This window comes from Roseateles sp., from assembly GCF_036404855.1.
Classification (GTDB): Bacteria; Pseudomonadota; Gammaproteobacteria; order Burkholderiales; family Burkholderiaceae_C; genus Pelomonas.
Window position 1 is genome coordinate 1 of sequence record NZ_DASWYS010000350.1, and the last position, 21,095, is coordinate 21,095.

Genomic DNA, 21,095 nt, shown 5'->3' on the forward strand with positions numbered 1-21,095 from the left:
GTCATCGAAATAGATGCCGATGGACAGGTTGATCTTGCCGTCGCGCGGGTCTTTCTGGAAGGCCTCGTTGAGGCTCAGGATGGGATCGCCAGCGTAGGCGTCGACATGCTCGAACATGAATGGGCTCCGATGAGATGGGCCCGATTATCCCGGGCCTGCTGCACCGCACCAAGCCACCCAGCGTCCATGCGGGTGTGACCACCCCAGAACCCGCTCGGCCATCCCCTCGGCGCCAGCCCGGCGCAACGTCCACAGCGTGGCCGACGCGGCGACCTCGCCCGGGGGCAGCTCCGGCAGCGGCGGCGGCGCGCCTTCTTGGCGACTCAGGGCCGGCAGTTCCCCGCAAATCCACACCAACCCGTATCTGCGGCACAGGTCGTCGACGGTGGCCCGCAGCCGCGCGAGCTCGGCACCGGACAGGTAGTACAGCACCCAGCTCGTCAGCAGCACGGGCTGCACGCCCGCGGACAGGCCTTGCAGCCAGGGCTCTATGGCGGCGATGCAGTCGCCCGAGCGCGTCAGCACGAGCGGCAGCGACCGGAGCTGGGCGGCCGCGCGCGCCAGACGCTCGCGGCGCGCGCCATCGTGGGGCCACAGGCAAGCTTGCAGCCAGCGCAGCCGCGCGGGGTCGGCCAGCTCGACCGGCGCCGGATCCAGGCCGCGACGGGAGACGATCCGCCAACCGGCTGCAGGGAGGGGCGCGCCGCCCAGCCACAGCGATTCGATCTCGGCCCGCTGGCCGTCAGGGGCCGGGCCGCGCTTGTGCCGGGTCCCCTGCGCATCGCGGTAGCACAGCGCATAGTGGTCCACGGCGAGATTGAGGCCGGCGCTGCAGCCGAAGTCCAGCAGGGCCAGGTCGCGGGCGCCGGTCGCCTGCGCCGCATCCCCCAGGGCGGGCCAAATGGCCGCGCCGCGCGCGATCTCGTTGGTCTGCGTCGCGCCGTGGCGCAGTTGCTGCACCAGCACCGGCCATTCCCGCGCCAGGCAGGCTGCCAGTGCCGGGACGAGGCCCGAGTCGGGCTCGCGGTGGCCCCCGGCGCTGCGGTAATAGGCCGCCAGCTCGGGAGCGGCGCCCGCCAGTACGCGTTCGTGCAGGGCGGCCAGCAGCAGGTTGACCTTGCGCTGCTCGGGCGGCGCCTCGGCCAGCAGGGCCAGCGCCCCGTCGTCGTCGGCGGCCATGCCGCACAGCACGGCGTAGAGGGGTTCGTGGGTGCATTCATCGCGCCCGAAGCGGCGCAGCAATTCGGACAGTTCAGCGTTTGGCATGCGACCAGCATAGGCAGGTGGTCGCCCACCTTGTGTCGGCCATCCGACAATGCGCCATGCTCGAGATTCCTGCCCTGCAACGCGTGTTCGAGGCCCATTTCCCCGGCGTCGTGGTGCCGGCCGAGATTGCCGCCACCATCGTGCGCCGCCGGCTGGCGGGCGGACGCAGCCTGTTCGTGCAGGGCCAGCGGACGGCAGCGTTCTACGCGGTGGCAGCCGGCGAAATCGAGACCCGCTTCACCGGCGCGGACGGCACGGTGTCGGTGATCGAGAACGTGGGGCCGCCACGGTTGTTCGGGCTGGCGGCCTTCGCAGCCGGGCAGCCTGCGGAGTACGAGGCCGTGGCGCGCGGCACCAGCGAGGTGCTGGTGTTCGGCCGCGAGCCGTACACGCGGCTGATGGACGAGGTGCCGGGGTTCGCCCGCGCCCTGCTGGCCGAGTTCGCGCGCCGCTACGACGGCACGCTGCGCCTGCTGCAGGCGGCCCGCCACCAAGGCGCGGCAGAGCGCTTCGCCCTGGCCCTGGCCCAGTTGGCGCGCGAACGCGGCCGGCCCGATGACGCGGGCTGGATCGAGGTGGCGGCCACGCAGACCGAGCTGGCCCGGCTGGCCCATCTCTCCCGGCAGACGGTCAACGAGCTGTTGCAGGCCGCGCGGGCCGAGGGACGCCTGCGCCCGGGCCGCGGGCGGCTGTGGCTGCGCGGGTGAGGATCAGGCCTCTTTCAGCGCCGCTTCGATGTCGCCGCGCAGCTTCTCCGGTGCGTCGTTGGGCGCATAGCGTTTGATCACCTGGCCGTCGCGGCCAACGAGGAACTTGGTGAAGTTCCACTTGATGCCCTCGGTGCCAAGGAAGCCGGGCTTCTCGCTCTTCAGGAACTTCCACAGCGGGTGGGCCTCGGCGCCGTTGACCTTGACTTTCTCCATCATCGGGAAGCTGACACCGTAATTCAGCTCGCAGAAGCTGGCGATCTGATCGTTGCTGCCCGGGTCCTGCCCGCCGAACTCGTTGCTCGGGAAGCCGATGACCACCAGCCCCTTGGGCCCGTAGTCCTCCCAGAGCTGCTCCAGGCCCTTGAACTGGGGCGTGAAGCCACATTCGCTGGCCGTGTTGACGATCAGCAGCACCTTGCCGCGCTGCGAGGCCAGGTCGGCCGGCTCACCGCGGATGGACACGGCCCGGAAGTCGAAGATGCTCTCGCTCATGCAAGTCCTCCCTAGAAGACGACCACTATGCTAACCCCCGGGGCGCCCCGAGGGTTTGTAGCATGGCGCCCGGCGCGCGGCTGGCCTTCCAATCGCGCGAACTTGCGAAGCGCGAGCCCCATGGGGGCGCGCTGCCCGGTCAGCAACTTCGGATACCCCACGTTCATGGATCACCTGGCTTGCTTCACCCCGGCCGACCTGGCCGGCAGCTCCCCGCCCGACCTCGGCAGCTTCCGCTGGAAGTTGCTGGCCCAGGGGGACTCGTGGTTCTCGAACGCGCGCGCCAAGCTCAACGCCCATGCCAACCTGCTGCAAGAGCTGGTCTTCAAGGCCAGCACGGCGGCCGTCAACTGTTCCGGCACGGTCAATGCGCTCTCGCACATGGTGGACCTGGAATCCGCTCCGGACTTCGTCCGCCTGCTGGCCGGCCCCGATGCCGCAGCCTGGGACGGCGTGCTGCTGTCCGTCGGCGGCAATGACCTGATCGCCGCTGCGCGCACGCCGGCGCAGGACTGGAACGGCGATTCGATTCCGCTGGAGCTGCGCCTGCTGCGCCGCCAGACCGAATGGGGCCCGCCCTCGGCCGGCGTGGCGCGCTACTTCTCGGAGCCCGGCTGGGCCACCTACAGCGCCTACCTGCGCGCCAACGTCAAGCATCTGCTCAGCCTGCGCGACCAGGGGCCGTCGGCGGGCAAGCCCGTCTTCATGCACTGCTATGCGGTGCCCATGCCGCGCCCAGCCGGTGCCGAGGGTGGCGACGACCTGGGCGCCAGCGGTCCCTGGCTCTACCCGGCCCTGAAGGCCTATGGCGTGCCAAGCGCCGACTGGGCCGCGGTCAGCCGGCTGATGGTCTTCCACCTGGCACAGCTGCTCAAGGACATGGCGGCCGACAAGGAGGCGTTCCCCGGCCTCTTCGTCTTCGACTCCACGACCGTGCCGCTGGCCCTGGCCGCTCCCGGCTCCACCGGCATCAGCGGGGACTGGCACAACGAGATCCATCTCAACCACAGCGGCTGCTTCAAGATCGCGCGCGCCTGGAGCGAGCACATCGAGATGGTGCTGGAAGGCCGTCACTTGATCCCGGCGCCCACCGGCCGCAAGGGACGCGGCTCCAGCAGCCAGAACTGAACTGACAGGCCGGGCGGTGCCCGGCCGCTCATGCGGCGACTGCCGTGGCCTCGCTTCGCCGGGGCGCTGAGGGTGCCCGGAGGCCGCGGCGGGTGGACGGCGGGCTACCTGTCTTGAGGCAGATGGTCCGTCCGGGCCAGGTCCAGCAGGTGCTCCACCTCTTCCCGGTGCTCGACGAGATTGCGCTGGTGCCAGCGCCGGATCCACCACATCGTTCCGGCAACGACGACGCCGAAGATCGTGATCGCGCCGAAGGCCGACAGGCCGAAGCGCGTCATGGCCGTGTAGAAGGCGCCCAGGCCCAGGATGCAGGCCTGCTCGTTGAAATTCTGCACTGCGATGCTGCGCCCGGCACCCATCAGGTTGTGGCCGCGATGCTGCAGCAGCGCGTTCATCGGCACCACCAGATAGCCGCCGATGCCCCCCAGCAGGATCAGGAAGGGCGCCGCCACCCACACGTTGTGGATGAGGTTCATGAAGATGACCAGCAGGCCCATCACGATGCCCAGTGGAATGACCGACGTGGCACGGTCGAGCCGGCAGTACAACGATGCGACGATCGCGCCGACCGCCGTGCCGATGGCGACGACACCGACCAGCGAGGACGCCTGCGTCGTGCCATAGCCCAGCGCCGCGGCGGCCCAGGCCAGCACGATGTAGCGCAGGTTGCCGCTGACACCCCAGAACAGCGTCGTGGTCGCCAGCGAGATCTGGCCCAGCTTGTCCTGCCAGAGCTTGCTGTTGCAAGCGGAGAAGTCGCGCACCAGGCCGATGATGCTGTGCGCGAACGGCTGTAGCGGCGCGGACGTGCGCGGAATGCGCAGATTGAACAGCGCCGCCAGCACATACAGGCCGATGAGGCTGGCAATGGCGGCCTCGGAAGGCGTGTCGACGCCAGTATCGATCAGCGGTAGGTCGAACTGAAGCAGCACATGGGAGACGCGATCGCCGACCAATTGGCCGCCAAGCAACACGCCGAGGATGATGGACACGATGGTCAGGCCCTCGATCCAACCATTCGCCTTGACGAGCTGCGAGGGCGGCAGCAGCTCGGTCAGGATGCCGTACTTCGCTGGCGAGTACGCCGCCGCACCCAAGCCGACGATGGCGTAGGCCGCCAACGGGTGCGCGCCGAACAGCATCATCAGGCAGCCCGCCACCTTGATGCCGTTGGCGTAGAACATGACCTTGCCCTTGGGCACCGCGTCGGCAAAGGCCCCGACGAAGGGCGCGAGCACGACATAGAACAGCGCGAACATCGGCACCAGCGCGGCGCGCTGCCATTCGGGGGAGCCGGAGGAGCGAAGCAGCTCGACAGCGGCGACGAACAGCGCGTTATCAGCCAGCGAGCTGAAGAACTGCGCCGACATGATGGTGTAGAAGCCGCGTTTCATCGGGCGGGGCGCAATCCTGAACTGTCTCTGCTTGTTGGCCGATAAACGGGTGCGGCGCGGGTTTATAGCACGCGTACCCTTCTGGACGCCGTGCGTCCTGGCGCGCGCAAAATGACGCCATGCCGCGTCCCATCGAAGCCCTGATCCATACCGAGGCCCTGGCCCACAACCTGGCCCGCGCCCGCGCGCAAGCGCCCAATGCCCGTGTCTGGGCCGTCGTCAAGGCCAACGCCTACGGCCACGGCATCGAACGCGCCTTCGAGGGCCTGCGCGCCGCCGACGGCTTCGCGCTGCTGGACCTGGCCGAGGCCGAGCGCCTGCGGGCGCTGGACTGGCGCGGCCCCATCCTGCTGCTGGAGGGCGTTTTCGAGCCGCGCGACCTGGAGCTGTGCTCGCGCCTCAAGCTCTGGCACGCCGTGCACTGCGCGGAACAGATCGACTGGCTGGCCATGCACAAGACGCACGAACCGCACCGCGTGTTCCTGAAGCTCAACTCCGGCATGAACCGCCTGGGCTTCACGCCGGCCGCCTTCCGCGCCGCCTACGCGCGGCTGGAGGCGCTGCCGCAGGTGGACGAAATCGGGCTGATGACACACTTCTCGGACGCTGATGCCATGCGACAGGGCGTGGACGGCATCGCCCACCAGCTCGCCGCGTTCGAAGCTGCGACCGAGGGACTGTCCGGCGAGCGCAGCATCGCCAACAGCGCGGCGACGCTGCGCCATCCGGCCCGCACGGCCCAGGACTGGGTGCGTGCCGGCATCATGAGCTACGGCGGCGTGCCGGACTACCCCGAACACGACGCTTCCCACTGGGACCTGCGCCCCGCAATGACGCTGCGCTCCAGGATCATCGGCGTGCAGCAGATGCAGCCCGGCGAGACCGTCGGCTACGGCAGCGCCTTCACCGCCGAGCAGGCCACCCGCGTGGGCATCGTCGCCTGCGGCTACGCCGACGGTTATCCGCGCCACGCACCCACCGGCACACCGGTGCTGGTGGACGGCCGGCGCACGCGCACGCTGGGCCGCGTGTCCATGGACATGCTGGCCGTGGACCTGAGCGCGCTGCCGGCCAGCGGCTTTGGCAGCGAGGTCACGCTCTGGGGCGAAGGCCCTCACGGTGTGCGCCTGCCCATTGACGAAGTGGCCCAGGCGGCCGGCACCATCGGCTACGAGCTGATGTGCGCCGTCGCGCCGCGGGTGCCGGTCAGCACCGCCTGAATCTCTTCCTCCCACCCGCGTCACTGAAGGAGAACCCGCCATGCTGCAACTGCTCGGCACCCTCATCGTCGGACTCATCGTCGGTGCTTTGGCCCGCTTCGTGATGCCAGGCGAACAGAAGATGGGCTGGATCCTGACCTGCGTGCTGGGCGTCGCCGGCAGCTTCCTGGCCAGCCTGGTGGGCCAGCAGATGGGCTGGTATCTGCCCGGCGAAGGCGCGGGCTGGATCGCCTCGGTGTTGGGTGCCGTCGTGCTGCTCTTCATCGTCGGCAAGCTGCGCGGGCCAGGCGGCTCCGCCTGAGCATGGCGCTGCGCTGGTATCCGCTGGAGGCCGAACTCGACTTCAGCGCCATCCGCGCCAGCGGCCCCGGCGGGCAGAACGTCAACAAGGTGTCCAACGCTGTCCACCTTCGCTTCGACATCCGCGCGTCCAGCCTGCCCGAGGACGTCAAGGCGCGGCTGCTGGCCTGGCCGGATCAACGCATCACGGCCGAGGGCGTCGTCATCATCAAGGCACAGGACTCGCGCAGCCTGGAGCGCAACCGCGCCGACGCCATCGCGCGGCTGATCGAGCTGGTGCAGACCGCCGCCCATGTGCCCAAGGCGCGGCGGGCCACCAAACCGACCTACGGCTCGCAGCAACGCCGGCTCGAAGGCAAGTCACGGCGCAGCGGTGTCAAGGCGGGCCGGGGCCGCGTACTGGACTGATCCTCAGCCCAGGCAGGTGGCGCCCGGCGACGACGGCGGCAGGCTCAGGCCCGGGCTCTCCAGCGCGTAGTGCAGGCTGAGCAGTTGCCAGCCCTGCGGCCCCAGTTGCCATTGCGCGCTGTTCACGCCCGTGTAGGCAGGCACCGGCTGCGCCGGGTCGCTGCGGGACTGGACCACGCTGTAGACCTGCGCATGCCCTCCGAAACGTCGCTGCTGGCGGTCGATCTCGCATTCGTGCAATCCCTCCTCCGAAGGCCGGGCCATCTCGACCAGGAACTGCCCGGCGGAGGCACTCCAAACCTGGAGGCTGCTGGCCTTGAGCGACTGGCCGAACACCCGGGCTTCCGCGTGGAGCAGGCGCTGAAGGGTCTGGATGTCCGACGCCTGGCCGGGCGCATGCCCGATGGCCCGCCACAGGGCACTCACGGCCCGCTCCAGCGCTGCCTGGCTGTGCGCCGTGGCCGCCGGCCCCATCTGCTCCAGCACCTGGGGCCAGGAGACCCGGTAGACATGCGACAAGCCATTGGCGTCCCCCCGCGTGGACGCGAAGTAGAGCCATTGGCCGTCGGCGCTGATGGAGGGGGCGAACTCGAACCCTGGCCCGTTGACCGGCGCCGGCAGGCGCAGGGCCGGGCCATAGCCCTCACCCAGCCGCTCGGCCAGGTAGATGTCGCCCCCGCCACCCTCTGCGCCGGCACGGTCGCTCCACCACAACGCGTAACGGCCGTCCGGGCTCAGGGTGAAGTCACTGTTCTGGCCACCGTCATTGACCGGTGCCGGCAAGGGCTGAGGCGCCGCATCCCCCTGAACCCGGTAGACGGACAGCGTGCCCGGCCCGCCGGGCCGGCTTGAAGCCAGGTAGACCGTGTCGCCGTAGCGCTCCGGGCCAAGCTCGTAGGCCGGGCTCTGCCACGCCTCGGGCAGACGCTGCGGCGGACTCCAACGGCCATCCTGCCAGCGCGACTCGTACAGATCCGGATCGGCATGCTCGCGCCCGTCAGGCCCAGGCTGGCTTGAAATAAAGGTGAGCACCCGTCCGCTCGCGCTCAGATGCGGATCGGAGTCACGCCGGCGCGAGTCGCCAAGGTGCAGCGGCTGACCGGGCCGCCACTGCCCGTCCACACGGCGCTGGACGTAGATGCGGGCCTGCTTGAAATCCGCCGCCGAGCGGGCAAACACCCGCTGATCGCCCAGTTCCTGCAGGTTGTAGGCCTGCTCGCCCGGGCCTTCACCCAGGTCCAGCCGCTCCACCGCCAGCCCCGACGCCCCGGCCACGGGCACCCAACTCAACAAACCGACCCACAACAATGACGTTCTCAGCATGCCTTCCTCCTTGCGGGGCATGCTAGGGCGCCCATGCTGCTGACGCGACGGCGATGCGACGGGTCCTGGCCCGAGGCGACGAAATGGGCGCGAGCGGGTGCAAGTCCGGGGGCCGCGCTGCTCACGGGCCGATCAGCACCCTGTCACAAGCCCTCCTGGACCTGTCACAGGGATGCGATGCAATGGTGCGCCCTGCGAGGCCATCCCGAACTTCACCGATGCGCTGATCGCGGGGATCCCGCAGACTCGCCGCCTGCTCACAACGCAGCGAGCAACGACTGACGCCATGCCAGCTTTCCAAACCCTGCTCACCACCCTCTGCCTGATGCTGTTCGCCCGCAGCAAGGGCTATCCGTCCCTGCAGCAGGCTGTCAAACGCCGGCTGAACATCTGGACCGACGAGCGCGCAGGGCTCGATTTCCTGAGGGTCACCCAACCCCGCGAGCTGGGATTCGACGAGAACGTCGTCCATCGCGGCTCGCCGTCCGGCAACAAGTACCTGAGCCACCTGCTGATCGACCTGGACATTCAGCATCACGACGCCGTGCTGGACATTGGCTGCGCCAAGGGCAGCGCCATGCGCACCATGCTGGACTTCCCATTCGCCCGCGTCGACGGCGTCGAGATCTCGGCACAACTGGCGGCGATCGCCAGCGCCAACTTCGAGCGGCTGGGCAAGCGCAATGCCCAGGTCTTCAACGCCAATGCAGTCGATTTCGACGCCTACGGTCGCTACAACGTCTTCTACTTTTACAACCCATTCCCTGACGAGGTCATGCGCCAGGTCATGGCGCAGCTGCGGCGCCAGCTCGATCCGGATCGGGAAGCCCTCATCATCTACAACACCCCCAAGTGCCACGGCATCGTCGTCGAGCATGGCTTCACGCCCATGCGCGACTATCCGGACCAATGGGGCAACGGCATCCGGGTCTATTCGAACCGGCCGGCGGACAGCCGGCTGCTTGCCAGGCCCCGGGCCTAAGGCCGGCTCGCCGCAAAGAGGCTGGCCAGGCACAGCGCCATGCCGCTCACGGCCAGCGGCGTCACCTGCCAGCCCTCGAACAGCGCCGAGATCACCAGCGCGATGACCGGGATCACGACACCCGTCAGCGCCGCCCGCGCCGGCCCCTGGGCCTGCGCCAGCTTGAAATACAGCACGAAGGCAATCACCGAGCCGGCCACGGCCAGGTAGAGCAGGCTCAACACGTAGGGCGCGCGCGCGTCGAAATGCAGCCCCTCGCCGCTGGCCAGCGACAGCGTGACGAGAAAGGCGGCGCCATAGCCCATGCTCCAGGCCAGCACCGGCACCAGCGGCAGGCCGCGGCGCGTCAACGTCAGCGTCAGCACGTTGCCCACGCAGGCGGCCACCACCGCAAGCAGCCCCAACCCCAGGCCGAGGGCGGCCGTAGGCCGGGCGCCGGTCGCAGCGATCTCGGGCCAGAAGATCAGCACCACGCCCAGCACCCCGCCGCTGGCCGCGGCCAAGAAGCGCCGCGTGACCCGTTGGCCGAAGAAGAGCTGCCCCGACAGCGCATTGCCGTAGACCATCAGGCAGAACAGCACCGCGACCAGCCCCGAGGGAATGTGGCGCTCCGCCTCGTAGACCGACAGGTAGTTGCCGCTGTACTGCACGATGCCGGTGGCCAGCATCCAGCCATGGGCAGACAGTGGCAGCCTCAGGGATGCCTGCTGCCAGCGCGCCAGAACCCCCAGCAGCACGGCGGCCAGCGCGAAGCGCCAGGCAACGGAGTTGAGAACCGGCACGCCACTGTCCAACTGGTACAGGATGACGTGCCAGGTGCTGGCCCAAATCAAGGTCGGGCCCCAGAACAGCCAGCGAGCGGAGATCAAGGTCGGAAGATGGACAGGGACTGGCCGCCGCAGCGGCACGAAGAACAGGGCGTGCGACGGACGAGCTCTCAGGCAGCGCGCTTGAAGGTCGCCAACAAGACTCCAGCGGCGACGAACAACGTGCCGAACACGCGGTTCAGCGACTTGATGTGGCTTTCGCTCTTGAGCGCCGCCAACACGCGAGCCGCCAGGGCCGTGTAGCCGGCCATGACGACCAGATCGGTGAAGGCCAGCGTGCCGCCGATGACGAGGTATTGCGGACCCAGTGGCGCGTGCAGGTCGAGAAACTGCGGCACGACAGCCAACAGGAAGACCGTGCCCTTGGGGTTGACCGCGTTAATGCCCCAGCCGCGCAGCACCAGTTGCAGGCGCGTGACCTGCGACGCGCCGTCCTCGGCCGCCACCATGGGCCTGGCCGGCGCACGCCACTGCTGCACGCCGAGGTAGACGAGGTAGGCCACGCCGGCCCACTTGACGAAGGCGAAGCCCAGCGATGAGGCCGCGATCAGCGCGCCGAGGCCTGCACCGACGAGGACGACCTGCGTCAGGATGCCGATGATGAGTCCGAAGGTCATGAAATAGCCACGCCTGAAGCCATGGCTCAGTCCGGCACTCATCGCTGCGACCGCACCCGCACCCGGGGACAGGCTGATCGCCCAGGATGCCGCGAAGAACGCCAACCACACCGAAAAATCCATGACCGGCAGCTCCGCCTCATGACCGCGAGGGCCGAAGTTTCCCATGCGCGCCGTCAGTGGGCGCCAGAGCGACTCGCTTCATTCGAGGTCTGGCTGCAAGCCATAAGATTTCCGGATGCTCAGGGCACTTACCTCGCTGCCGCGCAGCGTCTGGCTGCTCGGCCTGATCAGCCTCGTCAACGACAGCGCCAGCGAGCTGGTCTATCCGCTCGTGCCGCTTTACCTGAGCGGCGTGCTGATGGCCGGCCCCCGAGTGCTGGGCCTCATCGAGGGTGTGGCCGAGGCGCTGTCCAGCCTGCTCAAGCTGTGGGCCGGCGTCATGGTCGACCGCAGCGGGCGCAGCAAGCCCTGGGTCGTCTGCGGCTACGGTCTGGCCGGCCTGGCACGACCGCTGATCGCCCTGGTGACCGGCTGGCCGCTGCTGCTGGCCTTGCGCTTGGCAGATCGCGTCGCCAAGGCCGTACGCGCCGCGCCGCGGGACGCGCTGCTGGCCGCCAACATCTCGCCCGGCCAGCGCGGCCTGGCGTTCGGCCTGCATCGCGCGATGGACAACGCCGGCGCCGTGATCGGCCCGCTGCTCGCCTGGGCACTGCTGGGTGCCGGCGTGCCGCTGGGTCAGGTCTTCGTCTGGGCGATCATTCCCGGCTTGGTCTGCCTCGGCCTGACGCTGGCCGTCCGCGAAGCCCCGCCGCCGGCTGCGTCGCCGCCGAGCTTCAGCTGGACGCTGGCGGCCCTGCCGCCGCCGCTGCGCCGCTACCTTGTCGTCGTCGCACTGTTCACGCTGGGCAATTCCAGCAACATGTTCCTGCTGCTGCGCGCCAAGGAGCTGGGGGTGGCGGAGGCCCAGGTGCCACTGCTGTGGGCGGCCGTCTCAGGTGTGGCAGCCCTGTTCGCCGTGCCGCTGGGCGGCCTGTCGGACCGCATTGGCCGCGTGCGCCTGCTGGTCGCCGGCTACGTGGCCTACGCGGCCTTCTACGCTGGCATGGCGACCTGGGCCGAGCCGGGCTGGCGGCTCTATCTGCTGTTCGGCGTCTATGGCGTCTTCATGGCGGCGACCGAGGGCGTCGAGCGTGCACTGCTGGCCGACCTGACGCCGCCCGAACAGCGCGGCACGGCCTTCGGCTGGCTGAACCTGACCATGGGCGCCATGCTGCTGCCGGCATCACTGCTGTTCGGCTGGCTGTGGGAGGGCATCTCGGCGACCGCCGCCTTCGGCTTCTCGGCCGGCTGTGCCCTCGCCGCCGCGCTACTGCTGACAGGCTGGGTACGCCCTGCCTCGACAATGCGCTGATGGCGACGAGCAAAAGCATTTACACCTGCACCGAGTGCGGCGGCAGCAACGCCAAATGGCTGGGCAAATGTCCGCACTGCGGCGCCTGGAACACGTTGACCGAGAGTGCCGCGGAGCCCGCGGGCGGCGGCAAGAACCGCTACCAGTCGCTGGCTCGCAGCCAGCCGGTGGCGACACTGTCCGAAATCGAGGCGAGCGACTTCGAGCGCACGCCCACCGGCCAGGAGGAACTGGACCGCGTGCTGGGCGGTGGCATCGTCGCTGGCGGCGTCGTGCTGATCGGCGGCGACCCGGGCATCGGCAAGTCCACGCTGCTGCTGCAGGCGGTGGAGTCGCTGTCGCAGACGGTCAAGGTCCTCTATGTCACCGGCGAGGAAAGCGGTGCCCAGGTGGCGATGCGCTCGCGCCGCCTGGGTCTGGCCGGCGACAAGGTGCGGGTGCTGGCCGAGATCGGCCTGGAGAAGATCCTCGCCACCATCGAGGCCGAGGCACCGGACTTCTGCGTCATCGATTCCATCCAGACGCTGTACTCCGAACAGCTTTCGTCCGCGCCTGGCTCGGTGGCCCAGGTGCGCGAATGCGCGGCGCAGCTGACACGCACGGCCAAGGCGCGCGGCTGCGCGATGGTGCTGGTGGGCCATGTGACCAAAGAGGGCGCGCTGGCCGGCCCGCGCGTGTTGGAGCACATCGTCGACACGGTGCTGTATTTCGAGGGCGACACGCATTCCAGCTTCCGCCTGGTGCGTGCCATCAAGAACCGCTTTGGCGCCGTCAACGAGATCGGGGTGTTCGCGATGACGGAGAAGGGCTTGAAAGGCGTGGCCAACCCGAGCGCCATCTTCTTGTCCACCCACGCTGAGCCGGTCCCGGGGTCCTGCGTGCTGGTCACGTTGGAGGGGACGCGGCCCATGCTGGTGGAGCTGCAGGCGCTGGTAGACAGCGGCGGTGTCAGCCCGCGGCGGCTGTCGGTGGGACTCGACCGCGACCGCCTGGCGATGCTGCTGGCCGTGCTGCACCGCCACGCGGGCGTGGCCACCGGTGACCAGGACGTGTTCATCAACGCGGTGGGCGGGGTGCGCATCAGCGAGCCTGCGGCCGACCTGGCCGTGATGCTGGCCATCCAGAGCAGCCTGCGCGGCAAGGCCTTGCCGCGCGGCTTCATTGCCTTCGGCGAGGTGGGCCTGGCCGGCGAGGTGCGCCCTGCGCCGCGCGGCCAGGAGCGGCTGAAGGAAGCAGCCAAGCTGGGCTTCAGCGTGGCCATCGTGCCCAAGGCGAACGCGCCCAAGAAGCCCATCGAGGGCCTGACCCTTCATGCCGTCGAGCGGGTCGAACAGGCCATCGAAGTGCTGCGCGGCCTGGTCTGACCCGAGCCCAGGTTTTCATGGTGCACGCGAGCAGCAACTCTGCTTAGGATGGCGCCTCGCACCGGAGGAACCTTCATGTCCGATCCCGCCGACCTCAGGCAGTACGTCCGTACCGACTTTCTCGCCGCCCAGCACGACGCCGAATCCCTGCCGGGCTGGGTGTTCAAGCCGGTGCAGTTCAGCCAGGGCCCGGCTGGCCTGGTGCTGAACATGAGCGACGGCGGCCTGCAGGTGCTGACCAGCGCCACCGAGCCGCTGGCCGATTCGCGCTACGAGGTCGTGCTGCTGCTGGGCCGCTCCGACATGGACTGCCATGACGAACAGGTGTCCTGGTTCAACGGCGTCGTCGAGCGCAAGTGGTCACGTCCCGTGCCGCGCATGGGCATCCTGCACGGCCTGTGCTTCACGGCGCGCAACTCCACCGCCGAGCAGTTTCTGAGCAGCCACCAGGCGGCGCTGGAATCCGGCCAGTGGGTGCGCTGCGTGCTGCTCAAAGTCCCCAGCTAGCGGTCGTGGCAGGATGCGCGTCATGAGCGCCCTGCCCCAGCCCCCCTACTACGCCGTCATCTTCACCAGCCAGCGCACGTCGGTTGACGCCGGCTATGGCGACATGGCCGACCGCATGGTGACCCTGGCGGTCGAGCAGCCCGGCTACTTGGGCGTGGAGAGCGCCCGCAGTGGGGACGGCCTGGGCATCACGGTCTCCTACTGGCGCAGTCCCGAGGACATCGCCGCCTGGCGCCGCAACGCCGAACACAAGATTGCCCGAGACACCGGCCGCAGCGACTGGTACCAGCACTACACGCTGCGCGTGGCCAGGGTCGAGCGCGCCTACGCCTGGACGCGCGAGGACGGCAGCCAGGATCCGCAAGCATGAATCCGTGGGTGGGCGTCGGACTGGCGCTGGCGGGCCTGATCGCCGGCGGCGTGTTGCTGGGCTGGCAGGGCGTCATCTTCGCGATGACGGGCGTGGTCTTCTGGCTCCTGCTGCAGATGTCACGACTGATGCGCGTCATGAAGGTGGCCGGCGCGGCACCCATGGGCTCGGTGGGCAATGCCGTCATGCTGGCCGCCAAGCTGCATGTGGGCATGAAGCTGGCCGACCTGATCGGGCTGGCCGGCAGCCTCGGCGTCAAGCAGGCGCCCGAGACCTTTGTCTGGCGCGACGCGGGTGGCGACGCGATCGAGGTGGTGCTGAGGAAAGGCAAACTCGCCGAGTGGCGGCTGATCCGGGCCGGGCAGGCTTCGTAAAATCAGCGACTTTCCATTTCAGCCCCTGGAGTACCCGATGGTTCCCGCTCCCCTGCACGACCGCGACGGCAAGATCTGGATGGACGGCGAGCTCGTCGACTGGCGCGACGCCAAGATCCACGTACTGACCCACACGCTGCACTACGGCTGCGGCGCCTTTGAAGGCGTGCGCGCCTACGACACCGTCAAGGGCACGGCCATCTTCCGCCTGCAGGAGCACACCCAGCGCCTGTTCAACAGCGCCAAGATCCTGCGCATGAAGATCCCCTTCTCGCAAGAGCAGGTCAACGAGGCCCAGCGCGCCGTCATCAAGGCCAACGACCTGAAGAGCGCGTACCTGCGCCCGCTGGTCTGGATCGGCTCCGAGAAGCTGGGCGTCAGTCCCAAGGGCAACCAGGTGCACCTGATGGTGGCCGCCTGGAGCTGGGGCGCCTACCTGGGCGAGGAAGGCATGAAGCGCGGCATCCGCGTCAAGACCAGCTCCTACACCCGCCACCACGTCAACATCACCATGACGCAGGCCAAGACGGTGTCCAACTACACCAACTCCATCCTGGCCAACATGGAAGCCACTGACGAAGGCTACGACGAGGCCCTGCTGCTGGACGCCTCCGGCTTCGTCTCCGAGGGGGCGGGCGAAAACCTGTTCGTCGTCAAGGGCGGCGTGGTCTACACGCCCGACCTGTCGGCCGGCGCGCTCAATGGCATCACCCGCAACACCATCTTCGCGATCTGCCAGGACCTGGGCCTGAAGCTGGTCGAGAAGCGCATCACCCGCGACGAGGTCTACATCTGCGACGAGGCCTTCTTCACCGGCACCGCCGCCGAGGTGACGCCCATCCGCGAGCTGGACCGCATCGAGATCGGCAGCGGATCGCGCGGCCCCATCACCGAGAAGATCCAGGCGGCCTTCTTCGACATCGTCAATGGCCGCAATCCCAAGTACGCCGAGTGGCTGACCGCCGTCTGAAGCTTCAACAGAACAACACCATGAGCACCTCCCAAGCCCCCGCCGCCACCGTCGAAGTGACAGCCAAGGACTGCAACGACAACGGCACCGTCTTCTGCCCCAACCCCAAGATGGCGCTGTGGAGCAACCACCCCAAGGTCTTCATCGACCTGACCCACGGCGGCCAGGGCCAGTGCCCCTACTGCGGCACGGCCTACAAGCTCAAGGCTGGGGAAGTCCTCGGCGGCGGACACTAACGCGCCATCCGCGCGGCGCGACGCTGAGCATCCAGGTCGGCCTCCAGCGCGCGCTCAGCGGCCGACAGCGGCCGCGCCACGCCCAGCGCCAGCGCGCCCTGGTCGAGATTCTGGCCCCAGCTCAGGCCGGCACGCAGCGGCATGGGCGCGGCCAGGCCATCGGTGAAGCTGGCGGGCAGCCAGGGCATGGTCTGAGCCAGCACCAGGGCCACGCGCGGCTTGATGGCCACGTCGCCCACGCGGCCGCGCCGGCCCCAGGTGACGGTCAGGTCCGCGCTCGACCCGCCAAGCAGTTGCGGCGTGACCGCCACGTCGCGCAGCAGGCCATGGCGCAGCTGCATCAGCGCCTCTTCCACCAGCATGGCAGCGTCCTCGCGGGGCACGCTCTGGCCGACGGGCCAGGAATAGCTGTAGCCGTCAGTGGTGCGATCGGTGCTGAAGAAGCCGGCAACGTCGGCCGGCTGGTAGCCGCGCTGGGCGGCCGTGGATGCCGCGCCAAAGAACTGCACCCGCCCCAGGTCCACCATTTGCTGAGAGTAGAACGGCAGCTGAATGCGCAACTGGTCGGACGCCGTGTTCGACGGCGTGGCCTCATAGACACGCAAGCCCGTGTTGAGAAGCAGATGCAGGCGCGGCGGCACGAAATCGTTGGCATGGGTCAGCTCGTGGTAGAGCAGGCGCCCCAGCGTCGGGATCAGCGCGGCACTGTCCCGTGAGGCGCGCGCCAGCACGTCGCTGCGCCCGCCGGCCGACTGGTTGCCCTGCACGTAGCGCCACAGCATCCTGTAGGCAAGGTCGCTGCCAAAGTCGCTGCGCGGGTCGGGCGCCTCGCTGACGCTGTCGCGCTCTGCGGCCGTCTGCCACAGGTAGTCGGCGTCCAGGTAGATGGCACCGGTGGCGCTCCAGTAGAAGGCCGGCCGCACTCGGCCGCCGATGACGATGGCCGTGGTGGCGTTGAGCAGGCGGCGGAAGTCACCGTTCTGGTCCTGTTCGCGCAAGAAGGCCTCGAAGCGCTGCCCCATCCAGTCGTTGGACACCAGCACGCGCGCCATCACCTGCTCCACGCTGGGGAGCTCTCCACGCGTCTGCGTGCCCAGCAGCGGCAGTCGGCCCACCGTGCAAAGCGTGGCGCTGCTCAACGCGGGCGTGAAGATGCAGTCGCGCAGCGCCGCCGCGTGCGGACCGTCGGTCACGTAGGGATAGACGCGCGAGGACAGGTTGCCAGCCCCAAACAGCGGTGTCGCCGCAGGCTTGGGCGCGACCTGCACGAGCAGGCTGAATTCCTGGCTGAAGCGGCGTCCGTCGGCGAGCGTGGCCTCGGCGCGCAGGCGCAGCACAGAGTCCTGGCTGACGGCCGGTGCCGTGAAGATCACGCGCCATTGGCTGGTGTCACCCAGCGCCACGTCGGGGCCGTCGACGCGGCTCCAGCGCAATTGTGCGAGCGGGTAGTCGGCCACGGCCAGGCCATCCACCCAGGCACGCAGCGAGGTCTGGCCGCCCGACCACACCGAAGGTTCGCCGCGCACCACCATCGTCGCCCCTTCCGGGGCGGCGGCGCTCAGCTCGGCCTGGCCGGTGTAGCTCGTGCCCCTGGCGTCGGTGAAGTCCACGCCGAAGACGTAGCGGCCCGCAACGGCCGGCGCGACGCTGAGGGCCTGCGAGCGGGCCGAGCCGAGCGCCAGCGCGGCACCCTCGGTCTGGCGCCACCGAACGGCATCCAGTTGCGCGCCCGGACATGCCAGCAGGGCCAGTTCCTGATTGCGCCCCGCACCGGCCGGAGCCGGCAGCGCCAGACGCGCGACGGAACCACTGAGGCACTGCGCGCCCAGGGGTGGCACGGTGACCGGGTCCGGCGCCGGCGCGGCATCGCCGCCACCGCCACCGCCGCAGGCGACCATCAACAGGCTCAGGCACAGCGGTGCCAGGATTTTCAGCAAGGCCATAGGCGGCGGATTTTGCGGCAGCCCGGGCGGGCGCCTTCCTACAATCCAGTCATGCCCCGTTCCACCGCACAGACCGCCGCCCTGCTGGCCTCGCCCGACGACACCGAGGCCCAGTTCTACGAGGCCCTGCAGCACGCCGACCTGGACCACCTGATGGCCCTGTGGGCGGATGATGAGGAGATCGCCTGCGTGCACCCGGGCGGCCCGCGCATCGTCGGCCTGATCGCCATCCGCGCCGCTTTCGAAGCGGTGTTTCAGCGCGGCGCGGTCCACGTCCACCCCGAGCGGGTACGCCGCCTGCACAGCGGCGACTGCGCCATCCACCACGTGCTGGAGCGCGTTCAGTTGCATGCCGAGGACAAGGCCACCGCACCGACGGCCTGGGTCATCGCAACCAATGTTTACCTGAAGACGGCACTTGGCTGGCGCCTCGTGCTGCACCATGCAAGCCCCGGCAGCGCCGGCGACGTCCAGGAGCTCGTCGCGGACGCCGGCACCCTGCATTAGGAGTCAGGCGCATGCAGTACCGCGCCCCCCGCTGGCTACCCGGTGGTCACGCCCAGACCATCTGGCCCGCCCTCTTCAGCCGTCAGCACGACGGTCAGGCCCCGAGCTGGACGCGCGAGCGCTGGGACACCCCCGATGGCGACTTCATCGACGTCGACTTCCTGGCCGGATCACCAGCGGGCGCCCCGCTGTTCGTGCTCTTCCATGGCCTGGAGGGCGACCGCACCAGCCACTCCAGCGTCGCCTTCGCCAGCGCCGCCCGCGCGCGCGGCTGGGCCATGGCGCTGCCGCATTTCCGCGGCTGTTCTGGCGAGTTGAACCGCGGCCCGCGCGCCTACCACTCGGGCGACTACGAAGAAGTCGGTTGGATCCTGCAACGCCTGCGCGAGCGGCACGGTGCACCGCTGATGGTCGCGGGCGTGTCGCTGGGCGGCAATGCACTGATGCGCTGGGCCGAGGAAGCCGGCAGCAGCGCCGCACATGTCGCGCAATCCGTCTGCTCAGTCTGCTCGCCCATCGACCTGGCCGCGGCCGGGGCGGCCATCGACCGCGGCTTCAACAAGCAGGTCTACGCGCGCCGCTTCCTGCGTACCATGATCCCCAAGGCGCTGCGCAAGCTGCAGCAGCATCCTGGCCTCTTCGATGGCGACCGCTTGAGGCGCGCGACGACGATCTACGAGTTCGACAACCTCTTCACCGCACCGCTGCACGGCTTCCGGAACACCGAGGATTACTGGAGCCGCGCCGCCGCCAAGCCACACCTGCACCGCATCCGCATCCCGGCCCTCGTGCTGAACGCGCTCAACGATCCCTTCGTGCCTGGCCGAAGCCTGCCGCATTCCGCCGAAGTGGGTCACCACGTGACGCTCTGGCAACCCGGCGACGGGGGCCATGTCGGCTTCCCCGCTGGGCGCCTGCCGGGCCACCTGCTGTCCATGCCAGAGCAGGTCTGCGACTGGCTCTGGAGACAAGGTCGGGAATCCCGCCATGGATGAGATCGTCCAAGCCGCACTGAAGAAGTGGCCCAACGTGCCGCACTGCTACGGCTGGCTGGCGTTGGACGCGCGCGGCGACTGGTACATGCGCGACGAGCGCATCCAGCACGCCGGCCCCTTCCCCGTGGTCAAGGGCAGCCGCATCGATCACGACAAGCTGCGCGCCTTCATCGAACGCAACTACGCGGCCGACGAGGCCGGCTGCTGGTTTTTCCAGAACGGCCCGCAGCGTGTCTACGTGGAACTGGAGGCCACGCCCTGGATCTGGCGCCTGCAGCCGGATGGCCGCGTGCTGACCCACACAGGCATCTCGGCCACCGTGCAGTCGAGCTGGCTCGACGAGGCCGGCCGCCTCTATCTGCTCGCGGATCTCGGTCCTGGCCTGGTGCACACGGCCGACATGAGCCTGGCGGCCGACGCCGTCGAACAGGGCCGCTGGTCGCCACAGGACGTGCACTCCAGTGACTTGACTCAGCGCTTCGGTTTCGTGCGCCACCCGCAGCCCTGAGTCCTTCCTGGGGCCAGAAACGACAAGGGCTGCCGAAGCAGCCCTTGCATCCATCAAACACCGCAGGTCACTGCGCGGCCGAAGCAGCCGGAGCCGGCATCTTGGGTTCGTCGAACTTCGCGCCACCGTTGTTGGCCAGGTAGACCACGGCACGGCCGATCTCGAAGTCGCTGAAGTCGCCACCGCCCTGCGGGCCCATGTTGCCCTTGCCCTTCAGCGCCGAATGCACCAGTGCATCAAAGCCGGTCTTGATGCGCGGACCCCAAGCCGCCGCATCGCCGAGCTTCGGCGCGCCGGCGGCGCCGGTCGCATGGCAGGCCGAGCACTGGGCCTGGAAGACCTGCTCGCCCGTCTTCATGGCGCCGGCATCGTTGGCGTCCTTGACCTCCACATGGCCCACCGGCGCGATGCGCGAAGCAACAGCCTGGGCGTCGAAGGCGCCGGTGCCGGCTGCCGGCTTGTGCTCGGTGGTGACGTAGTTGGCCAGCAGGATGATGACGATCACTGGCACCACGAAGGCGAACAGCACGGCCCAGGCAAGCTGCTTCGGGGTCTTGATCGGGCCGGTGTGGGCGTCGTCGTGGTCGTGATCGTGGCTGGCGCTCATGGATTCCTCTTGTTGGTCCTTGTCGTCACTTCGGTGCCCGCCTGGCGGGGCACAAAACCTGTGAATTATAGGCAGCCCCGGGGGGCGCCCCGCCTCATGGGAACCCCGCTGCTAGAATGCAAGGCTTCGCGCCCGTAGCTCAATGGATAGAGTACTGCCCTCCGAAGGCAGGGGTTGTTGGTTCGATCCCAACCGGGCGCGCCAAACAGAAGCCATGCAAGTCCCTGACTTGCATGGCTTTTCCTATTGGGCCGCTAGTTATCTCACTAGCTGAGCAACACCAAGTGGGCTGGACGGCGCTGACGAACTTCGTCGGCGACGGACGCATCGACGCGCACAACAACACTGCTGAGCGCGCCCTGCGCGGCGTCGCGATCGGTCGCAAGAACTATCTGCACGTCGGATCGGACGCGGGAGGCCACACGGCGGCGGTGATGTACACGCTGCTGGGCACGGCCAAACTCAACGGGATCAACCCGCAGCGCTACCTGCGCCACGTCCTGGAGCGCATCGCCGACCACCCCAGCAACCGCATCGACGAGTTGCTGCCGTGGGTGGTTGCGGCCCAATGGGCGGACGAGGCCAGCGCGAAGGACATGCCGCTGGCAGCCTTAGCGCAAGGGCGGTAGGGCA

General features: G+C 68.9%; 24 protein-coding genes, 1 tRNA gene and 2 pseudogenes. 18 read left to right on the plus strand and 9 right to left on the minus strand.

The window, feature by feature from the left end; translation table 11 throughout:
* Together VGF12_RS23190 and VGF12_RS23195 are read right to left on the minus strand one after the other, a co-directional pair.
* Positions 1-117: pseudogene (locus VGF12_RS23190) on the minus strand (aromatic amino acid aminotransferase); the annotation flags it as partial.
* Positions 118-144: 27 nt separating this feature from the next.
* A complete protein-coding gene (locus VGF12_RS23195) occupies positions 145-1,266 on the minus strand; it encodes a DUF2332 domain-containing protein (RefSeq protein WP_331178411.1) in 1,122 nt (373 codons plus the stop codon).
* 56 nt (positions 1,267-1,322) lie between these two features.
* On the opposite strand from VGF12_RS23195, the gene VGF12_RS23200 reads away from it, so the two are divergent.
* Positions 1,323-1,973, plus strand: coding sequence for a Crp/Fnr family transcriptional regulator (locus VGF12_RS23200; RefSeq protein WP_331178412.1), 651 nt, complete (start codon positions 1,323-1,325; stop codon positions 1,971-1,973).
* Positions 1,974-1,976: 3 nt separating this feature from the next.
* On the opposite strand, the gene VGF12_RS23205 is transcribed toward VGF12_RS23200, so the two are convergent.
* Positions 1,977-2,468, minus strand: coding sequence for a glutathione peroxidase (locus VGF12_RS23205; RefSeq protein WP_331178413.1), 492 nt, complete (start codon positions 2,466-2,468; stop codon positions 1,977-1,979).
* A gap of 165 nt (positions 2,469-2,633) precedes the next feature.
* Between VGF12_RS23205 and VGF12_RS23210 the strand changes: the two genes are divergently transcribed.
* A complete protein-coding gene (locus VGF12_RS23210) occupies positions 2,634-3,596 on the plus strand; it encodes a hypothetical protein (RefSeq protein WP_331178414.1) in 963 nt (320 codons plus the stop codon).
* Positions 3,597-3,700: 104 nt separating this feature from the next.
* Here VGF12_RS23210 and lplT read toward each other — a convergent pair whose 3' ends face one another.
* Positions 3,701-4,990, minus strand: a complete 1,290-nt coding sequence (gene lplT, locus VGF12_RS23215) for a lysophospholipid transporter LplT (protein ID WP_331178415.1) — start codon at positions 4,988-4,990, stop codon at positions 3,701-3,703.
* A gap of 119 nt (positions 4,991-5,109) precedes the next feature.
* On the opposite strand from lplT, the gene alr reads away from it, so the two are divergent.
* The 3 genes from alr to arfB are packed head-to-tail and all read left to right on the plus strand — an operon-like array spanning position 5,110 to position 6,918.
* Positions 5,110-6,210, plus strand: a complete 1,101-nt coding sequence (gene alr / locus VGF12_RS23220) for an alanine racemase (RefSeq protein ID WP_331178416.1) — start codon at positions 5,110-5,112, stop codon at positions 6,208-6,210.
* Positions 6,211-6,250: 40 nt separating this feature from the next.
* Positions 6,251-6,511: a GlsB/YeaQ/YmgE family stress response membrane protein gene (locus VGF12_RS23225; protein WP_331178417.1), complete on the plus strand. Its 261-nt coding sequence runs from the start codon at positions 6,251-6,253 to the stop codon at positions 6,509-6,511.
* A 2-nt stretch (positions 6,512-6,513) separates the two neighbouring features.
* On the plus strand, positions 6,514-6,918 hold the full coding sequence (gene arfB / locus VGF12_RS23230) for an alternative ribosome rescue aminoacyl-tRNA hydrolase ArfB (protein ID WP_331178418.1): 405 nt from the start codon (positions 6,514-6,516) through the stop codon (positions 6,916-6,918).
* Positions 6,919-6,921: 3 nt separating this feature from the next.
* On the opposite strand, the gene VGF12_RS23235 is transcribed toward arfB, so the two are convergent.
* Entirely contained in the window at positions 6,922-8,241 is a 1,320-nt protein-coding gene (locus VGF12_RS23235; RefSeq protein ID WP_331178419.1) for a hypothetical protein, read from the minus strand.
* A 286-nt stretch (positions 8,242-8,527) separates the two neighbouring features.
* Between VGF12_RS23235 and VGF12_RS23240 the strand changes: the two genes are divergently transcribed.
* Complete coding sequence (locus tag VGF12_RS23240) at positions 8,528-9,223, plus strand: class I SAM-dependent methyltransferase (RefSeq protein ID WP_331178420.1); 696 nt, start codon at positions 8,528-8,530, stop codon at positions 9,221-9,223.
* Here the strand turns inward: VGF12_RS23240 and VGF12_RS23245 are convergent.
* Positions 9,220-10,092 (minus strand): DMT family transporter, encoded by an 873-nt coding sequence (locus tag VGF12_RS23245; protein WP_331178421.1) that lies wholly within the window; start codon positions 10,090-10,092, stop codon positions 9,220-9,222. The genes VGF12_RS23240 and VGF12_RS23245 overlap by 4 nt on opposite strands.
* Positions 10,093-10,160: 68 nt before the next feature.
* Positions 10,161-10,790, minus strand: coding sequence for a LysE family transporter (locus tag VGF12_RS23250; RefSeq protein WP_331178422.1), 630 nt, complete (start codon positions 10,788-10,790; stop codon positions 10,161-10,163).
* 115 nt (positions 10,791-10,905) lie between these two features.
* Here VGF12_RS23250 and VGF12_RS23255 point away from each other — a divergent pair, with 115 nt between their 5' ends.
* From VGF12_RS23255 to VGF12_RS23285, 7 genes are all read left to right on the plus strand, one after another.
* Entirely contained in the window at positions 10,906-12,081 is a 1,176-nt protein-coding gene (locus tag VGF12_RS23255) for an MFS transporter (RefSeq protein WP_331178423.1), read from the plus strand.
* The gene (gene radA, locus VGF12_RS23260; RefSeq protein ID WP_331178424.1) at positions 12,081-13,445 is read left to right on the plus strand and encodes a DNA repair protein RadA; all 1,365 of its coding nucleotides are present in this window, start codon (positions 12,081-12,083) and stop codon (positions 13,443-13,445) included. Before VGF12_RS23255 ends, radA begins: the two co-directional genes overlap by 1 nt.
* 75 nt (positions 13,446-13,520) lie before the next feature.
* Positions 13,521-13,952 (plus strand): hypothetical protein, encoded by a 432-nt coding sequence (locus VGF12_RS23265; RefSeq protein WP_331178425.1) that lies wholly within the window; start codon positions 13,521-13,523, stop codon positions 13,950-13,952.
* A gap of 22 nt (positions 13,953-13,974) precedes the next feature.
* Positions 13,975-14,322, plus strand: a complete 348-nt coding sequence (locus VGF12_RS23270) for an antibiotic biosynthesis monooxygenase (RefSeq protein WP_331178426.1) — start codon at positions 13,975-13,977, stop codon at positions 14,320-14,322.
* A complete protein-coding gene (locus VGF12_RS23275; protein ID WP_331178427.1) occupies positions 14,319-14,696 on the plus strand; it encodes a hypothetical protein in 378 nt (125 codons plus the stop codon). Before VGF12_RS23270 ends, VGF12_RS23275 begins: the two co-directional genes overlap by 4 nt.
* Before the next feature lie 37 nt (positions 14,697-14,733).
* Entirely contained in the window at positions 14,734-15,666 is a 933-nt protein-coding gene (locus VGF12_RS23280; protein WP_331178428.1) for a branched-chain amino acid transaminase, read from the plus strand.
* Positions 15,667-15,686: 20 nt separating this feature from the next.
* Positions 15,687-15,902 (plus strand): zinc-finger domain-containing protein, encoded by a 216-nt coding sequence (locus VGF12_RS23285; RefSeq protein WP_331178429.1) that lies wholly within the window; start codon positions 15,687-15,689, stop codon positions 15,900-15,902.
* On the opposite strand, the gene VGF12_RS23290 is transcribed toward VGF12_RS23285, so the two are convergent.
* Positions 15,899-17,845: a hypothetical protein gene (locus VGF12_RS23290; protein WP_331178430.1), complete on the minus strand. Its 1,947-nt coding sequence runs from the start codon at positions 17,843-17,845 to the stop codon at positions 15,899-15,901. The genes VGF12_RS23285 and VGF12_RS23290 overlap by 4 nt on opposite strands.
* A 51-nt stretch (positions 17,846-17,896) precedes the next feature.
* Between VGF12_RS23290 and VGF12_RS23295 the strand changes: the two genes are divergently transcribed.
* The 3 genes from VGF12_RS23295 to VGF12_RS23305 are packed head-to-tail and all read left to right on the plus strand — an operon-like array spanning position 17,897 to position 19,855.
* Entirely contained in the window at positions 17,897-18,352 is a 456-nt protein-coding gene (locus VGF12_RS23295) for a YybH family protein (protein ID WP_331178431.1), read from the plus strand.
* Between the two features lie 11 nt (positions 18,353-18,363).
* Positions 18,364-19,347: a YheT family hydrolase gene (locus VGF12_RS23300; protein ID WP_331178432.1), complete on the plus strand. Its 984-nt coding sequence runs from the start codon at positions 18,364-18,366 to the stop codon at positions 19,345-19,347.
* Complete coding sequence (locus VGF12_RS23305; RefSeq protein ID WP_331178433.1) at positions 19,340-19,855, plus strand: DUF2946 family protein; 516 nt, start codon at positions 19,340-19,342, stop codon at positions 19,853-19,855. Before VGF12_RS23300 ends, VGF12_RS23305 begins: the two co-directional genes overlap by 8 nt.
* Before the next feature lie 67 nt (positions 19,856-19,922).
* Here VGF12_RS23305 and VGF12_RS23310 read toward each other — a convergent pair whose 3' ends face one another.
* Positions 19,923-20,462, minus strand: a complete 540-nt coding sequence (locus tag VGF12_RS23310) for a c-type cytochrome (protein WP_331178434.1) — start codon at positions 20,460-20,462, stop codon at positions 19,923-19,925.
* A 128-nt stretch (positions 20,463-20,590) separates the two neighbouring features.
* On the opposite strand from VGF12_RS23310, the gene VGF12_RS23315 reads away from it, so the two are divergent.
* A tRNA-Arg gene (locus VGF12_RS23315) sits at positions 20,591-20,666 on the plus strand.
* 86 nt (positions 20,667-20,752) lie between these two features.
* Positions 20,753-21,091, plus strand: a pseudogene (locus VGF12_RS23320) (transposase domain-containing protein); the annotation flags it as partial.
* Positions 21,092-21,095: the final 4 nt, after the last annotated feature.

Excerpts from the sequence above, each read along its gene's own strand:
- VGF12_RS23195 (WP_331178411.1), bottom strand. The coding sequence starts at position 1,266 with ATGCCAAACGCTGAACTGTCCGAATTGCTGCGCCGCTTCGGGCGCGAT.
- VGF12_RS23200 (WP_331178412.1), top strand. The coding sequence starts at position 1,323 with ATGCTCGAGATTCCTGCCCTGCAACGCGTGTTCGAGGCCCATTTCCCC.
- VGF12_RS23205 (WP_331178413.1), bottom strand. The coding sequence starts at position 2,468 with ATGAGCGAGAGCATCTTCGACTTCCGGGCCGTGTCCATCCGCGGTGAG.
- VGF12_RS23210 (WP_331178414.1), top strand. The coding sequence starts at position 2,634 with ATGGATCACCTGGCTTGCTTCACCCCGGCCGACCTGGCCGGCAGCTCC.
- lplT (WP_331178415.1), bottom strand. The coding sequence starts at position 4,990 with ATGAAACGCGGCTTCTACACCATCATGTCGGCGCAGTTCTTCAGCTCG.
- alr (WP_331178416.1), top strand. The coding sequence starts at position 5,110 with ATGCCGCGTCCCATCGAAGCCCTGATCCATACCGAGGCCCTGGCCCAC.
- VGF12_RS23225 (WP_331178417.1), top strand. The coding sequence starts at position 6,251 with ATGCTGCAACTGCTCGGCACCCTCATCGTCGGACTCATCGTCGGTGCT.
- arfB (WP_331178418.1), top strand. The coding sequence starts at position 6,514 with ATGGCGCTGCGCTGGTATCCGCTGGAGGCCGAACTCGACTTCAGCGCC.
- VGF12_RS23235 (WP_331178419.1), bottom strand. The coding sequence starts at position 8,241 with ATGCTGAGAACGTCATTGTTGTGGGTCGGTTTGTTGAGTTGGGTGCCC.
- VGF12_RS23240 (WP_331178420.1), top strand. The coding sequence starts at position 8,528 with ATGCCAGCTTTCCAAACCCTGCTCACCACCCTCTGCCTGATGCTGTTC.
- VGF12_RS23250 (WP_331178422.1), bottom strand. The coding sequence starts at position 10,790 with ATGGATTTTTCGGTGTGGTTGGCGTTCTTCGCGGCATCCTGGGCGATC.
- VGF12_RS23255 (WP_331178423.1), top strand. The coding sequence starts at position 10,906 with ATGCTCAGGGCACTTACCTCGCTGCCGCGCAGCGTCTGGCTGCTCGGC.
- radA (WP_331178424.1), top strand. The coding sequence starts at position 12,081 with ATGGCGACGAGCAAAAGCATTTACACCTGCACCGAGTGCGGCGGCAGC.
- VGF12_RS23265 (WP_331178425.1), top strand. The coding sequence starts at position 13,521 with ATGTCCGATCCCGCCGACCTCAGGCAGTACGTCCGTACCGACTTTCTC.
- VGF12_RS23270 (WP_331178426.1), top strand. The coding sequence starts at position 13,975 with ATGAGCGCCCTGCCCCAGCCCCCCTACTACGCCGTCATCTTCACCAGC.
- VGF12_RS23275 (WP_331178427.1), top strand. The coding sequence starts at position 14,319 with ATGAATCCGTGGGTGGGCGTCGGACTGGCGCTGGCGGGCCTGATCGCC.
- VGF12_RS23280 (WP_331178428.1), top strand. The coding sequence starts at position 14,734 with ATGGTTCCCGCTCCCCTGCACGACCGCGACGGCAAGATCTGGATGGAC.
- VGF12_RS23285 (WP_331178429.1), top strand. The coding sequence starts at position 15,687 with ATGAGCACCTCCCAAGCCCCCGCCGCCACCGTCGAAGTGACAGCCAAG.
- VGF12_RS23290 (WP_331178430.1), bottom strand. The coding sequence starts at position 17,845 with ATGGCCTTGCTGAAAATCCTGGCACCGCTGTGCCTGAGCCTGTTGATG.
- VGF12_RS23295 (WP_331178431.1), top strand. The coding sequence starts at position 17,897 with ATGCCCCGTTCCACCGCACAGACCGCCGCCCTGCTGGCCTCGCCCGAC.
- VGF12_RS23300 (WP_331178432.1), top strand. The coding sequence starts at position 18,364 with ATGCAGTACCGCGCCCCCCGCTGGCTACCCGGTGGTCACGCCCAGACC.
- VGF12_RS23305 (WP_331178433.1), top strand. The coding sequence starts at position 19,340 with ATGGATGAGATCGTCCAAGCCGCACTGAAGAAGTGGCCCAACGTGCCG.
- VGF12_RS23310 (WP_331178434.1), bottom strand. The coding sequence starts at position 20,462 with ATGAGCGCCAGCCACGATCACGACCACGACGACGCCCACACCGGCCCG.